This is a genomic window from Nocardia cyriacigeorgica GUH-2 (genome assembly GCF_000284035.1).
Classification (GTDB): domain Bacteria; phylum Actinomycetota; class Actinomycetes; order Mycobacteriales; family Mycobacteriaceae; genus Nocardia; species Nocardia cyriacigeorgica_B.
In genome coordinates, this window is record NC_016887.1 from 5,387,635 (window position 1) to 5,402,768 (window position 15,134).

Here is a 15,134-nt window from a genome sequence, read left to right on the forward strand (position 1 = left end):
TTATGCGCGGTCGTGGTCGGTCCAGCGACTGGTGAGGACGTGGCCGATGCGGGCAAGAGCGGCATCGGTGGTCATCCGCCAGTGGGTGGTCTGGACGGCGTGGTTGTGGACGGTGCCGTCGACGGCGTCGGACCAGGTGGCGGCGCCGATGGCGCCGGTGGGGTCGTCGGCCGCGGCGGTGAAATACACCAGCTCGCCCTTGTAGGGGCGCGGGTGGTAGCGGGCGATCAGACGCAGCGAGGCCGCACCGGAATCCAGGACCCGGGTGAGCCGGTCGGCGCCGAAGGAGGCGAACGGTTCCGGCAGCTCGGACAGGTAATCCACCAGCTGGTCGCGGTCCAGCTCGCGGTCGGCGGTGTCGCCGAGCAGGCCGCCGAGCAGTTCGGCCACCGGGATCGGTGCGGTCGTGTCGACCTCGGCGGTCAGCGCGCTGTCCATCATGGCCAGGGTCGCGACATGCTGGCCCTGGTCTTGCAGCAGCACCGCGATGGCGTGGGCCAGGACACCGCCGAGCGACCAGCCCAGCAGGTGGTAGGGGCCTTCCGGCTGCACGGCGCGGATCTCACGGACGTAGCGCTGGGCCCATTCCTCGATCGAACCGGCTTGCGGTTCCTCGGAACCGAGCACCGGCGATTGCAGCCCGTAGAGCGGGCGGTCCGGTTCGATGTGCGCGGCCAGGCCGGCGAAGGACCAGGCCACGCCACCCACCGGATGCACGCAGAACAAGGGTTCGCGGGCGCCGCCGGGTCGCAGCGGGAGCAGGACGTCGAAGGCGGCCTCGGCGTCGATGCGTCCACGTCCGGCGCGGCGGTTCGCGATCTGGGTGACGAGCCCGGCCGGTGTGGGGGCGGAGAACAGCCAGACGACCGGGATCTGCTCGCCGAGGGCGTCGGCGAGCTGTGCGGCCAGGCGGGTTGCCAGCAGCGAGTTGCCGCCGCGCTCGAAGAAGTTGTCGTCCAGGCCGATACGGGCGCCCACCTTTCCGAGCACGTCGCCGAAAACCTCGCAGACGGTGCGTTCCAGCTCGGTAACCGGCGCGCGGAACGCCCGGGAGCCGACCGAGGGGCGCGGCAGGGCGTTGCGGTCGACCTTGCCGTTGGCGGTCAGCGGCAAGGCAGGCAGCTGCATCAGCACGGCCGGAACCATGTAGCTGGGCAGCGATTGCGATAGCGCGGTGCGCAACTCGGCTTCGACGATCGGTTCGTCGGCGGTGAAATAGCCGACCAGCATGGCATTGTCACCGTCGCCGCGATGGGCGAGCACGATCGCGTCGGCCACCTCGGGCCGCGACCGCAGCGCGTGCTCGATCTCGGCGAGCTCGATGCGGTACCCACCCACCTTGACCTGGAAATCGCGGCGCTCCACGTATTCCAGATCGCCGTCGGCATTCCAGCGCGCCAGATCGCCGGTGCGGTAGAGCCGGCTGCCGGGCGCACCGAACGGATTGGCGACGAACCGTTCGGCGGTCAGGTCCGGGCGGTGCTGATAGCCCCGGGCCAGCTGGGCGCCGCCGAGATACAGCTCGCCGCTCACCCCGGCCGGCACCGGATGCAGCCGGTCGTCCAGCACGTACACCTGGTTGCCGGATTCGGGGGTGCCGATGGGCACGATCGGTGCGCGGGTGCCGCGCTCGGTGCGGAACCGGGTCACCGAGACCGCCGCTTCGGTGGGGCCGTACAGGTTGTCGATGCGCGCGCCGGTGCTCGCGGCGATCCGGTCCAGGGTCGCCGCGGGCAGGGCCTCACCGATCACCAGCAGCCGGCGCAGCGAGGCAGGTAGCGGACGGCCACCCGCGGCCTCGGCCAGCATGGCCAGCAGCGAGGGCACCAGCGTCACCGTGGTGACCGCCGCGCGGTCGATCACGTCGAGCACCCGATGCGGATCGCGCTGGGCACCGTGCGGGGCGAGCACGATGCGGGCGCCGGTTCGGGTGGCCCACCACAGTTCCCAGATCGATAGGTCGAACGCGGCCGAGGTCAGTTGCAGCACAGCGTCGCCCACGCCGAGCGCGTATTCGGCCTGCATCCAGTCGAGCTGATGCGCGACCGCCGCGTGCGGGACCGCCACGCCCTTGGGGGTGCCGGTGGAGCCGGAGGTGAAGATGACGTAGGCGGTGTTGGACGGCAGCAGCGGGGACCGGCGCTCGTGCGCGCGGACCGGTCCGGCTGCGGCCGCGCGGACGCCGGCGTCCCAGATGTCGAGCACGGGAGTCTCGATCGGCTCCGGCAACGGCATCGGCGCGCGGCCCGAGGTGAGGACCAGCGCCGGTGCGGCCGCCGCGAGGACCGCGGCCGTGCGCTCCCGCGGATGCGCCGGGTCGAGCGGGACGTAGGCGCCGCCGGCCGTCACCACCGCGTACAGCGCGATCAGCAGGTCGATACCGCGCGGCATCGCCACCGCTACCAGCGTTTCCGGCCCGACGCCGCGGTCGATGAGCACGCGGGCGAGCTGGTTGACCCTCGCGCCGAAGTCGGCATAGGTGAGGGCGGTGTCGGCGGTGAGCAGCGCGATCGCGCCGGGTGTGCGCGACACCTGCGCCTCGAAGGCCGTGGTGAGCAGCGCGGGCGCGAATTCGTGCTCGGCCGCGTTCCAGACCCGCAGGACGCGTTCGAATTCGGCGGGATCCAGCAGCGGGAGATCACCGACCGGCGTCTGCGGGGCCGCGCAGATCGCGGTGAGCAACCGGTGCAGCCTGCCCGCGAACCCCGCGACGGTGGATTCGTCGAACAGCGCCGTGGCGTAGGTGAGCGAGGCCGCCATACCGGCGGGGGTGCCGTCGGCGTGGTAGCGGTCGGTGACCACAAGGTGCAGATCGAACTGGGCGACTTCGGAGTCGAAATCGGCTGCGGTGACGGTCAATCCGTCGAGCGCGAAATCGGCTTCGACCTGGTTGTGGAAGGAGAATCCGACCTGGAACAGCGGATGCCGGGCAGTGGAGCGTTCCGGGTTGAGCACCTCGACCAGCCGCTCGAAGGGGACGTCGGCGTGGGCGAAGGCGGCGACGTCGGTGGCGCGGACGCGGTCGAGCAGATCGGTGAAACCGGCGCCCGGTTCGACCTGCGCGCGGAGCACGAGGGTGTTGACGAACATGCCGACGACCTCGTCCAGCGCCGCCTCACCCCGTCCGGCGACGGGTGTGCCGACCGCGATATCGGTGGTTCCCGACAACCGGGCCAGCAGCACCGCGAACGCGGCGTGGGTGACCATGAACAGCGTGGCGCCGGCGTCGCGGCCGAGTTCGGCGAGCCGGGCGTGCAGGGCGGCGTCGATGCTGAAATCGAGGTGCCTGCCCTGAGTGGCGACGACGGCGGGACGCGGCCGGTCGGTCGGCAGGGCCAGCTGGGCGGGTAGCCCGGCCAGCGCCTCGGTCCAGTAGGCGAGCTGACGGGAGATCAGCGAGCCGGGATCGTCCTCGCTGCCGAGCAGTTCACGCTGCCAGCGGCTGTAATCGGCGTACTGCACGGGCAGCGGCGCCCAGTCGGGTGCGGCGCCGTGTTTGCGGGCGGCGTAGGCGAGCATCACGTCGCGGGCCAGCGGGGCCAGCGAGGACCCGTCGGCGGCGATGTGATGCACGACCACGACCAGCACGTGCTCGTTCGGGCCGAGGGCGAGCAGCCGGGCGCGGATCGGCACGGTAGCGGTCACGTCGAAACCGTCGCCGACGAAATCCGCGACGGCGGCGCCCAGATCGTCGGCGGTCACCGCGATCGGCGCCAGCACCGGCGTACCCGCCTGCTCGATCGGCAACACCACCTGCACCGGACCGTCCGGTCGCTGCGGGTACACGGTGCGCAACACCTCATGGCGCTGCACCACATCGGTGATGGCGGCATTGAGGGCCGCGATATCGAGCGCGCCGGACAGCCGCACGGCCAGCGGGATGTTGTAGGCGGTGGACTGGCGGTCCAGGCGGTTGAGGAACCACATGCGCTGCTGGGCCAGCGAAAGCGGGACCGGGCCGTCGTCGGTGCGGCGGGCCAGCACCGGACGGGCCGGTTCGGCGCTGCCCCGGGCGTCATCGAGGACGGCAGCGAGGGCGGCGACCGTCGGATTCTCGAAGATCGTGCGGACGCCGACGGAGACGCCGACCGCGCTGCCGAGGCGGGCGGCCAATTGGGTTGCGGTGAGGGAGTTTCCACCGAGGGCGAAGAAGTCGTCATCTAGGCCTACGGAATCCGATTCGCCATCGAGCACTCCGGCGATGACGGCCGCTACCGTGCGCTCGGTGTCCGTGCTCGGCGCGCGGAACTCGGCGGTGCGGAACTCCGGTTCCGGCAGGGCCTTCCGGTCCAGTTTCCCGACCGGCGTCAGCGGGAGCTCGTCGAGCACCATGATCGCGCTGGGCACCATGTAGGCGGTGAGCGACTTGGCGGCGTGGGCGGTGAGGGCGGCGGTGTCGATGGTCCGGCCGGGAGCGGCGACGACGTAGGACACCAGCGACACCGTGCCCGCGCTATCGGTATGACCCACGGTGACGGCGTATTCCACACTCGGATGGGCGGCCAGCACCGCATCGATCTCACCGAGTTCGATGCGCAACCCACGCACCTTCACCTGCTGGTCGGAGCGGCCGACGTACTGGATCGCGCCCGACGTCGTCCAGCGCACCAGATCGCCGGTGCGGTACAGCCGTCCACCGGCGGGACCATAGGGGTCGGCGATGAATCGCTGTGCGGTCAGCGCCGACCGCGCGTGGTAGCCGCGGGCCAGGCCCGGACCGCGTAGATACAGCTCACCCGTGACACCCACCGGCACCGGCTGGAGTCGTTCATCGAGCACCACCGCGGACATGCCGTGGATCGGGGTGCCCATATCGAACGGGTCGCCGGGCCGCATGGGCGCGCTGATCGTGGTGATGATGGTGGTTTCGGTCGGGCCGTAGGTGTTGAAGAACTGGCGGTTCTCGTCGGCCCAGCGGCGCACCACATCGGGGCCGAACGACTCGCCGCCGACCGTCAGCCGGACCAGGCAGCCGAGTTCGGCGGGATCGAGCGTCTGCAGAACGGCCGGCGTGAGGAACGCATGGCTCACCCGCTGGTCCCGGATGAGCGCGGTCAGTTCGCTGCCGCCGTACACGCCGGCCGGGGCGATCACCAGGGTCGCGCCCGCGGCGAGCGCGAGCAGCAGTTCCAGCATGGAGGCGTCGAAACTGGGTGAGGCGACGTGCAGCACCCGCGCGTCCGAGGTGACCTGGTACCGATCCCGTTGCGCCACCGCGACTCCGGCGATGCCCTCCTGCGTCGCGACCACACCCTTCGGCAGCCCGGTCGACCCGGAGGTGTAGATCATCCAGGCCGGGTTGGTGACCCGCACGCGGCGCACCAGTTCGGTCGCGGCGATCGGCGCGGGACTGGCCTGCCACAGCCGGGTGGCCGTGTCGGGGGCGTCGAGCACCAGCCACTCGACGTCGCCGGGCAGGTCCGCGCGCGCGGCCAGTGTGGTGAGGCCGAGCACGGCCCCGGAATCGGCCAGCATGTGGGTGATGCGCTCGGCGGGATAGGTCGGATCGACCGGGACGAAGGCCGCGCCGGTCTTGGCCACCGCCCATACCGCGAGCATCGACTCGGCCGATCGCGCGATGGCCACGGCCACCACGTCTTCGGCACCGACACCCGCGGCGATGAGCAGCCGTGCCAACCGCGAGGACTGCTCGTCCATGGCCCGGTAGGTCAGTTCCCGGCCGCCCGCGACGACCGCGACGGCGTCCGGATCGGCGACGACGGCGCTCGCGATGAGCTGGGCCAGCGTGCACGGCGGAACCGGCGCCGCACCGCGGCGGGCCAGCAGTTGCGCGCGTTCGAGCGGGGCGAGCAGTTCGGCCGCGCCGATGGGGCGGTCGGGGTCGGCGGTCAGCACACCGAGCAGGCGGCCGAAGCGGCGCAGCAGACCGGCGGCGGTGCTGCGGTCGAACAGGTCGGTGGCGTAGTCGAGTTCGACGCCGAGGTGGCCGTCGTCGTCGGGTTCGGCGGCGACGGTGAACTGGAGATCGAAGCGGGCCACCGGTTCGTCGAACGGCACCGGCGTCAGCTCCAGGCCGGGCACGGTGAAGGTCCCGGACCCGGTGTTCAGGTAGTTCAGCGCCACCGTGAACAGCGGATGCCGGGACTGGGAGCGTTCGACGCCGAGCGCGTCGACCACCTGGTCGAACGGCACGGTGGTATGGGCGAAGGCCGCCAGGTCGGTCTCGCGGGTGTGGTCGAGCAGTTCGGCAAAGGTGAGCGTGCGGTCGGCGCGGGTGCGCAACACCAGGGTGTTGACGAACATGCCGACCAGATCGTCCAGCGCCGCGGCGCCGCGACCGGCCACCGGGGTGCCGATGGCGATATCGGTACTGCCCGACAGCCGCACAAGCAAGGTCGCGAGCGCCGCATGCAGCACCATGAACGGCGTGGCCTTGTGCCGCACCGCCAGCTCCCGCACGCGGGCGCCGACCTCACCGCCGATGCGGGCCCGGATGCTCGCACCGCGCTTGGAGGCGACGGCGGGGCGCGGCCGGTCCATCGGCAGGGCCAATTCTTCGGGCAGGTCCCGCAGCGTCTGCGTCCAGTACGCCAGTTGTTCGTCGGCCACCGCGGCGACGGTGTTGTGCTGCCACAGCGCGTAATCGGCGTATTGCACCGGCAGCTGCGGCCACAGCGGGGTGCTGTCGAGCACGCGGGCGAGGTAGGCGGCCAGCAGATCGCGCAGCAGCGGATTCATCGAATAGCCGTCGGCGGCGATGTGGTGCACCACCGCGACGAGGACGTGGGTACTGGGGTTTTCCCGCAGCAGCACCGCGCGGACCGGGACCTCGGTGGTGACATCGAATCCGGCGCCGATGAATGCGGCGATCCGGTCCGCAACGGCACCGTCGAGGGTTTCGACACGCAGACCGACGTTCGCGGATTCGGCCGGCAGCACGACCTGATGACCGGTGCCCGCGTCGTCGACGGGGTAGATGGTGCGCAGCGCTTCGTGCCGCGCGATCACGTCATCGAAAGCTCCGACCAGCGCGGCGGTATCGAGTTCGCCGCGAATGCGCACCGCCACCGGGATGTTGTGCGCGGCCGAGGCGGGATCGAGCCGGTTGAGGAACCACATACCGCGCTGCACCGGCGCCAGCGGAATGCGCTCCGGACGCGGGCCCGCGATCAACTCGATGGCCAGCTCACCGGCCTCGCCGAGCCGGGCCGCCAGCCCGTGCACGGTGGGCGCCTCGAACAGCAACCTCACCGGCACCCGCCGGCCCAGCCGCTCCCCCAGCCGCGCCAGCACCCGGGTGGCCGACAGCGAGTTGCCGCCGAGATCGAAGAACCCGTCATCGACACCGACGGGCGAGACGCCGAGCACGGCCTCGAAGGCCTCGGCCACCAGCCGTTCGGCCGAGGTCACCGGTGCGCGATAGGCGGTGCGGTCGAACACCGGGTCGGGCAGGGCGGCGCGGTCGAGCTTGCCGGAGGCATTGAGCGGGAAGGATTCGAGCACCATGACCGTCGAGGGCAGCATGTACGACGGGAGCGTCGCGGCCGCGACCCGCAGCAGTTCGTCCTCGTGGACGGTCGCGCCCGGCAGGACGGTCACGTAACCGACCAGGTGTTCAGCGGCGACGCGGGCCGCGGCCTGCGCGACCCCGGGGGCTGCGGCGAGCACGGCCTCGATCTCCCCGAGTTCGATGCGCTGGCCACGGAACTTCACCTGGAAGTCGGTGCGGCCCAGATACACCAGTTCGGCGCCGGTCGCGGTGTGCTCCCAGCGCACCAGATCGCCGGTGCGGTACATCCGTTCGCCCGGCTCGCCGAAGGGGTTCGCGACGAACCGGTCGGCGGTGATGGCCGGACGGCCGTGATAGCCGCGCGCCAACTGCGTGCCGGCCAGATACAGCTCACCCGCGACGCCGGGCAACGTCGGCCGCAGCCGCGCGTCCAGCACGTACACCCGGCTGTTCCATTCGGGGTTGCCGATCGGCATGACGGTGCGCTCGACCTCCCCGGTGACCTCGCGGTAGGTGATGCTGACCGCCGCCTCGGTGGGTCCGTACAGGTTGTGCAGCGCGGCCGTGCTCACCGCGCCGAAGGCCCGCACGGTCTCGGCGGGCAGGGCCTCACCGATGACGAACACCGTGCGCAGAGTGGACAGGGCCGGAGTGAGCCCGGCGGACTCTACGTGCGCGGCGAACACACTCAGCATCGACGGCACGAAATCGGTGACGGTGACGCTGTATTCGCCGATCGTCTCCGCCAGATAGCCGGGATCGCGGTGCCCGTCCGGCGTGGCGAGCACGACGGTCGCACCCACCCGCAACGGCAGGAAGTAGCCCCACAGCGACACATCGAAGGTGGTGGCGGTCTTCTGGAGATAGACGTCGTCCCCGTCGAGCCGGTACTGCGCCTGCATCCAGTTCAGCTGGTTCACGATCGCCGCGTGCGAGACGGTGACGCCCTTGGGTTTACCGGTCGACCCCGAGGTGAAGATGACGTAGGCCGGATGCTGCGGCAGCAGGACCCCGGTCCGTTCACCGGTGGCGATCGGCTCGTCGGACAGGTCGAGTTCGACGGTGTCGACGCAGACCGTCGGCCCCTGGTAGCCGACATCGATGCGGTCGCGTTCGGTGGTCAGCAGGGCGGCCGGCTGGGCGGTGTCGAGGATGTGGGCGATGCGCTGGGCCGGATGATCCGGGTCGATCGGCACATACGCGCCGCCCGCCTTGACCACCGCGTACATCGCGATCACCAGGTCGATGGACCGGCGAATCGACAAGGCCACCAGGGATTCCGGGCCGACGCCGAGACCGATGAGGTGGCGGGCCAGCCGGTTGGCGCGGCTGTCGAGTTCGCCGTAGCCGAGGGTGATCGCCGGGGTGCCGTCATCGGGGACGTAGACCAGCGCCCGATCCTCGGGCGTCGCGGCGGCCTGCGCCTCGAACTCGTCGAGCAGCAGTTCCGGGACGTAGGCGGTGTGCGCCGAATCGTTCCATTCGGTGAGCACCCGGTGGCGTTCCCCGGCGGTGAACAGATCGATATCGCCGACCGGACGGTCCGGCTCGGCGGCCGCCGCGTTCAACAGCCGCAGCAGCCGGGTACCGAATCCGATGACGGTATCGGCGTCGAAAAGGTCGGTGGCGTAGCCGAACCGGAATTCGTCGTCGGTGACGGTCAGCTGCAGATCGAAGCGGATCGTGTCGTGACCGGGGTCGACTTCGCTGATGGTGAGCCCGTCGAGTTCCAGCCGCACCGGTTCCAGGTTCTGGAAGAACAGCGCGACCTGGAACAGCGGATGCCTGGCCTGCGAGCGCGGTGGATCCAGCACCTCCACCAGCCGTTCGAAGGGCAGCTCGGCGTGGGCGAAGGCGGCCAGGTCGCGGTCGCGGACCCGGCGCAGCAGCTCGGCGAAACCGGTGGCGGCGTCGACCTCGGTGCGCAACACCACCGTGTTGACGAACATGCCGACCAGATCGTCCAGGGCGGCGTCACCACGACCAGCGACGGGTGCGCCGATCGCGATATCACTGGTGCCCGACAGCCGGGCCAGCAGCACCGCGAACGCGGTGTGCACCACCATGAACGGGGTGCTGCCGGTGCGGGCGGCCAGGTCGGCGATGCGTTCGCCGAGTTCGGCACTCAGGCCGATGCCGACGGTGGCGCCCGCGTGCGAGGCGATGGCGGGACGGGGGCGGTCGGCGGGCAGGTCGAGCTGGGCGGGCAGGCCACGCAAGGTCTGCTGCCAGTAGGCGAGCTGCGCCGCGGCCGGCGTCGTCGGATCGTCTTCGGCGCCGAGGGTTTCGCGTTGCCACAGGGCGTAATCGGCGTACTGCACCGGAAGTTCCGGCCAGCCGGGCGCGCGACCGGCGGTGCGGGCGGCGTAGGCGGTCGCGATATCGCGGGCCAGCGGCGCCATCGAGAATCCGTCGGCGGCGATGTGGTGCACCACCAGCACCAGGATGTGCTCACCGGCCTCGACCCGGGCCAGGCCGATGCGGACCGGGACAGCGCGCGTCACGTCGAACGGGGTGCCGACGAATTCGGGGATGGATCCGACCGCGAGGGTGACGACGGGCGGCACCTGCGCCGGCTCGAGCACCCGCTGACTGCCCACGCCGTCGATGTCCGGGTAGACGGTGCGCAGGGTTTCGTGCCTGCCCACCACATCGGCGATGGCGGCGGTGAGGGCATCGGTGTCGAGATGGCCGGTGAGCCGGATGGCGACCGGGATGTTGTTGACGGTCTCCTCCGGATCGAACCGGTTGAGGAACCACATGCGCTGCTGCGCGAGCGACAGCGGCACGGTCTCCGGGCGTTCCCGGCGAGTCGGCGCGATCTTGGCGCCGCTGCCGCGCAACCCCGCCACCCGCGCTGCCAGCCCCGCCACCGTGGGCGCCTCGAACAGCAACCGCACCGGGATCTCGGCGTCGAGTTCGGCGCCGAGCCGCGCCGCCAGCCGGGTGGCGATGAGGGAGTTGCCGCCGAGGGCGAAGAAGTCGTCGTCGGCACCCACCCGGTCGAGGCCGAGCAGGTCGCCGACCAGCGTGGCGACGGTCTGTTCCAGGCCGGGCGCCGGCTCACGGAATGTCGCGGCGGTGAACGCCGGGGCGGGCAGGGCTCGGCGGTCGAGCTTGCCGGAGGAGTTCAGCGGGAACTCGTCGAGCACGACGAAAGCCGCAGGGACCATATATGCGGGCAGTTCGGCGGCGAGTTCGGTGCGGATCGTCTCGGTGTCGACTTCGCCGGCCGTGACCACGTAGGCGACCAGCTGGTCGCCGAGGCGGGCATCCGAGCGCACCACGACCACGGCCCGCCGCACCGCGTCCAGATCGGTCAGGGCGTTCTCGATCTCGCCCAGTTCGATGCGCAGGCCGCGCAGTTTGACCTGGAAGTCGGTGCGGCCCAGGTATTCCACCTCGCCGTCGAGGCGCTGGCGCACGAGATCGCCGGTGCGGTACATGCGCTCGCCGGGTGCGCCGAAAGGGTTGGCGACGAAACGCTCCGAGGTCAGGTCGGGCCGGGCCACATAGCCGGAGGCCAGCTGCGCACCGCTCAGGTACAGCTCACCCGCCACGCCGGGCGGCACCCGGCGCAAGCGCGAATCGAGCACCAGCAGAGCGGTATTGAATACCGGGCGGCCGATCGGCACGGAGACCAGGTCGTCGTCGGTGACCTCGTGGAACGTCACGTCGACGGCCGCCTCGGTCGGGCCGTAGAGGTTGTGCACCGCGGCGCCGGTCAGCTCGCGGGCGCGTTGTGCGGTAGCGGCGGGCAGGGCTTCACCGGAGGCGAACAACAGGCGCAGCGCCGCACGACTCGCGGTCTCCAGGAATACCGCCAGCATCGACGGCACGAAGTGGGCGACGGTGATCCGCTGCTCGCGGATCAGGCGGTCGAGGTAGACGGGATCGCGGTGCCCGTCCGGCCGGGCGACGACCAGGCGCGCGCCGACCTGGAGCGGCCAGAAGAACTCCCACACCGAGACATCGAAGGTGGCCGGGGTCTTCTGCACCACCGTGTCGGCGGCCGTCAGCGCGTACTGCTCCTGCATCCACACCAACCGGTTGACGATGGCGTGGTGCGGCACCGCGACGCCCTTGGGGCGACCGGTGGAGCCGGAGGTGAAGATGAGGTAGGCGGTATTGCCGGGGGTGAGCGCGCCGATGCGGTCGGCGGCGGTCAGCGGGTGCGCGGAATAGCCGGACAGGTCGAGCCGGTCGATGCGCACCTGGCGGGTGATGCCGGCATCGAGATCGAGGCCGGAGGTGAGCACGAGGACCGGGCGGGCGGTGGCGAGCACGTATTCGGTGCGTTCGGCCGGATGGTCCGGGTCCAGCGGTAGGTAGGCCGCGCCCGCAGCCACGACGGCGTACATGGCCGTCACCAGATCCAGCGAGCGGCGCATGCCCAGCGCCACCACCGATTCCGAGCCGACGCCCTGGTCGGCCAGCCAGCGCGCCATGCGGTGGACGCGGCCGGCGAATTCGGCGTAGGTCAGGTTCGCGACCCCGGACGCAGTGCCGTCGACGGTGACAGCGATTGCCTCGGGAGTACGCGCGACCTGGGCCTCGAACAGCGAGGCCAGCGTGGCCGCTGGGTCGACCGGATGGGCCGTGTCGTTCCAGCGGGCGAGTGCGGCGCGTTCGGCGTCGTCGAGCAAGTCGATCTCGCCCACGGGCACTTCCGGCGCCGCGATGACGGTCTCGAGCACCCGCACGAACCGCGCGGCGACCGAGTGCGCGGTCGACCGGTCGAACAGATCGGTGGCGTACCGCAGCACTCCGCGCAGGACGGTGGCGCCGGCCTCGGCCTGTTCGCTCAGCTCGAGCGCGAGATCGAACTGCGCGACTCGGTTGTCGATGGGATACGCCGAAACCTCGAGACCGGGCAACCGCAGCACGGTGGGCTCATGATGTTCGTAGGTGAGCAGGGTTTGCACGATCGGCGAATGCGCCTGCGACCGCACCGGATCCAGCTCATCGACCAGACGCTCGAACGGCAGCTCAGCGTGGGCGAAGGCGCGCACATCGACTGCGCGGACCTCGGCGAGCAGCTCGGCGAACGAGCGGTCGGCGTCGACGCGGGTCCGCAGCACCAGGGTGTTGACGAACATGCCGACCAAGTCGTCCAGCGCCGCTTCGGCTCGCCCGGCGACCGGGGTGCCGATGGCGATGTCGTCCACCCCGGCCAGCCGGCTCAGCAGTGCGGCGTAGGCGGCGTGCACGACCATGAACGCCGAAACACCATGGGCAGTGGCCACTTCGTTGATGCGGCCGGCCAGTTCGGCGCCGACGGTGAACTCCACGGCCGCGCCGCGACCCGAGGCCACGGCGGGCCGGGGACGATCGGTGGGCAGTTCCAGCACCGGCGCCAGGCCGGCGAGTTCCTCGCGCCAATGCGTGATCTGGGCGGCCAGCGCGGAATCCGGGTCGTCGGCCGAACCGAGGGCGGCATGCTGCCACAGCGTGAAATCGGCGTACTGGACCGGCAGCGGCGACCACGCGGGGGCGGTGCCCGCGGTGCGGGCGGCGTAGGCCGTCATCAGATCGCGGGCCAGCGGTGCGGTCGATACGCCGTCGGCGGCGATGTGGTGGACCACGACCGCCAGCACATGCTCGCCGGGCGCGGTGCGCAGCAGGGTCGCCCGGACCGGGATGCGAGTGCGGAGGTCGAAACCACCGGAGACGGCGGCGAGCACCGATTCCATCAGGTCGGCTTCGGGAACCTCGATGGGGCGCAACGCCAGTTCGCCGTCCGGGATGGTGTCGAGCACGACCTGGGTGGGACCGTCGGCGTCGGCGGGGAAGATCGTGCGCAGCGACTCGTGCCGGCCCACCACGTCCCGCAGGGCGGCGGCCAGGGCGGGCACGTTCAGCTCGCCGGTCAACCGGATGGTGATCGGGATGTTGTAGACCGCCGAATCCGAGTCGATGCGGTTGAGCAGCCACATCCGGGTCTGCGCCAGCGACAACGGAATCCGGTCCGGACGTGGGCCCGCCACCAGTTCCGGGCGCGGGGTCACCTCGGTCGTGACGCGCGCCGCGAGGCCGGCGACGGTCGGCGCCTCGAACACCTCGCGCACCGTCAACGCCGCACCGAGCGCCGCATTGGCGCGCGCCACCAGCCGCATGGCCAGCAGTGAATTGCCGCCGCGGGCGAAGAAATCGTCATCGGCGCCGATCGGGGTGGTGGCGCCGATCAGGTCGGCGATCAACGCGGCCAGCACCGTTTCGGCACCCTCACGCGGGGCGCGGAAGGCGGCGCCGGCGGCGGTGACCTCGACGGCGGGCAGCGCCTTACGGTCGAGTTTGCCCGCGGTGGTCAGCGGCATCTGGTCGAGCACCAGCAGGTGTGCGGGCACCATGTAGGCGGGCAGCCGGTCGCGGACCTGGGCCAGGACGTCGTCGGCCGACAGTTCCTCACCGCTGACGTAGCCGACCAGGCAGTCCTGCCCCGACACATCGCGCGCCGCGACGACCGCCGCATTCCGCACACCCGCGACGGCGGTCAGCGCGGCCTCGATCTCCCCCAGCTCGATGCGCTGACCACGCAGCTTGACCTGGAAATCGTTGCGACCCAGATACACCAGATCGCCGTGCCGGTTCCAGCGCACCAGATCGCCGGTGCGGTACATCAACCGTCCCGGGGCACCGAAGGGGTCGGCGACAAAGCGTTCCGCGGTGAGCGCGGAACGCCCCTGATATCCGCGAGCCAGCTGATCCCCCGCCAGATACAGCTCGCCGGTGACGCCGATCGGCACCGGACGCAGCCGCGCGTCCAGCACGTAGGCGCGGGTGTTCCAGCACGGGCGGCCGATCGCCACGTCGCGGTCGGAGTCGTGATCCGGGTCGGTGAACTCGTGGAACACCGCCGAGATCGCGGCCTCGGTGGGGCCGTAGGAGTTGTGCACCGCGCCGGGGAAACCGTCGCGCAGGGCGGCCAGCAGATCCGGGGTGAGCGCCTCACCGCCGCAGTGCAGGTGCCGCAGCGAGGCGAGCGCGTCGCCCATGCCTTCGCCGATCAGCGCCGCCAGCACCGACGGGACGAATTCGGCGAAGGTGACGAGATGCTCACGCAGCAGCCCGGCCAGGTACTCCAGGTCCAGGTGGCCGCTCGGGCGCGCGACGATCAGCGGGGCGCCGACCGCGATCGGCAAGAAGCACTCCCAGACCGACACGTCGAAGGTCAGCGGTGCGCGCTGCAACAACCGATCGTTGCTGGAGATCTCGTACCTGGATTCCAGCCAGCGCAACTGGTTGGTGATGGCGCGGTGCGAGATCGACACACCCTTGGGGCGCCCGGTGGAGCCGGAGGTGAACAGCACATAGGCGGCGTTGTCCGGGCGCAGCGGACGCCTGCGGTCGGCATCGGTGACCGGCGCACCGGCGAAGCTCGACAGGTCGAGCGTCGCGTAATCCAGCACGGGCACTGCGAGTTCCGGTAGCCGCGCACCGCCCGCCTGCACCACCAGCAGCGGCGCCGCTGCGGCGATGACGTGGGCCATGCGCTCGGCCGGATGCTCGGGGTCGATCGGTACGTAGGCCGCGCCCGTGCGCACGATCGCGTACATCACCACGAGCATGTCGATCGAGCGCAGCGCACCGAGCCCGATGATGGTCTCCGGACCGGCACCTTCCGCGATGAGCTTGCGAGCCAGGCGGTTCACCCGCGAACCCA

General features: G+C 71.1%; 1 protein-coding gene (running past one end of the window). It reads right to left on the minus strand.

All coding sequences use genetic code 11. From position 1 onward, the window contains the following. On the minus strand, window positions 1–15,134 hold the 3' portion of the coding sequence (locus NOCYR_RS24215) for a non-ribosomal peptide synthetase (RefSeq protein ID WP_014353045.1). 10,207 nt of this gene lie beyond the right edge of the window; 15,134 of the gene's 25,341 nt are visible here — the last part of the coding sequence; its start codon lies beyond the right edge, outside the window; its stop codon occupies window positions 1–3.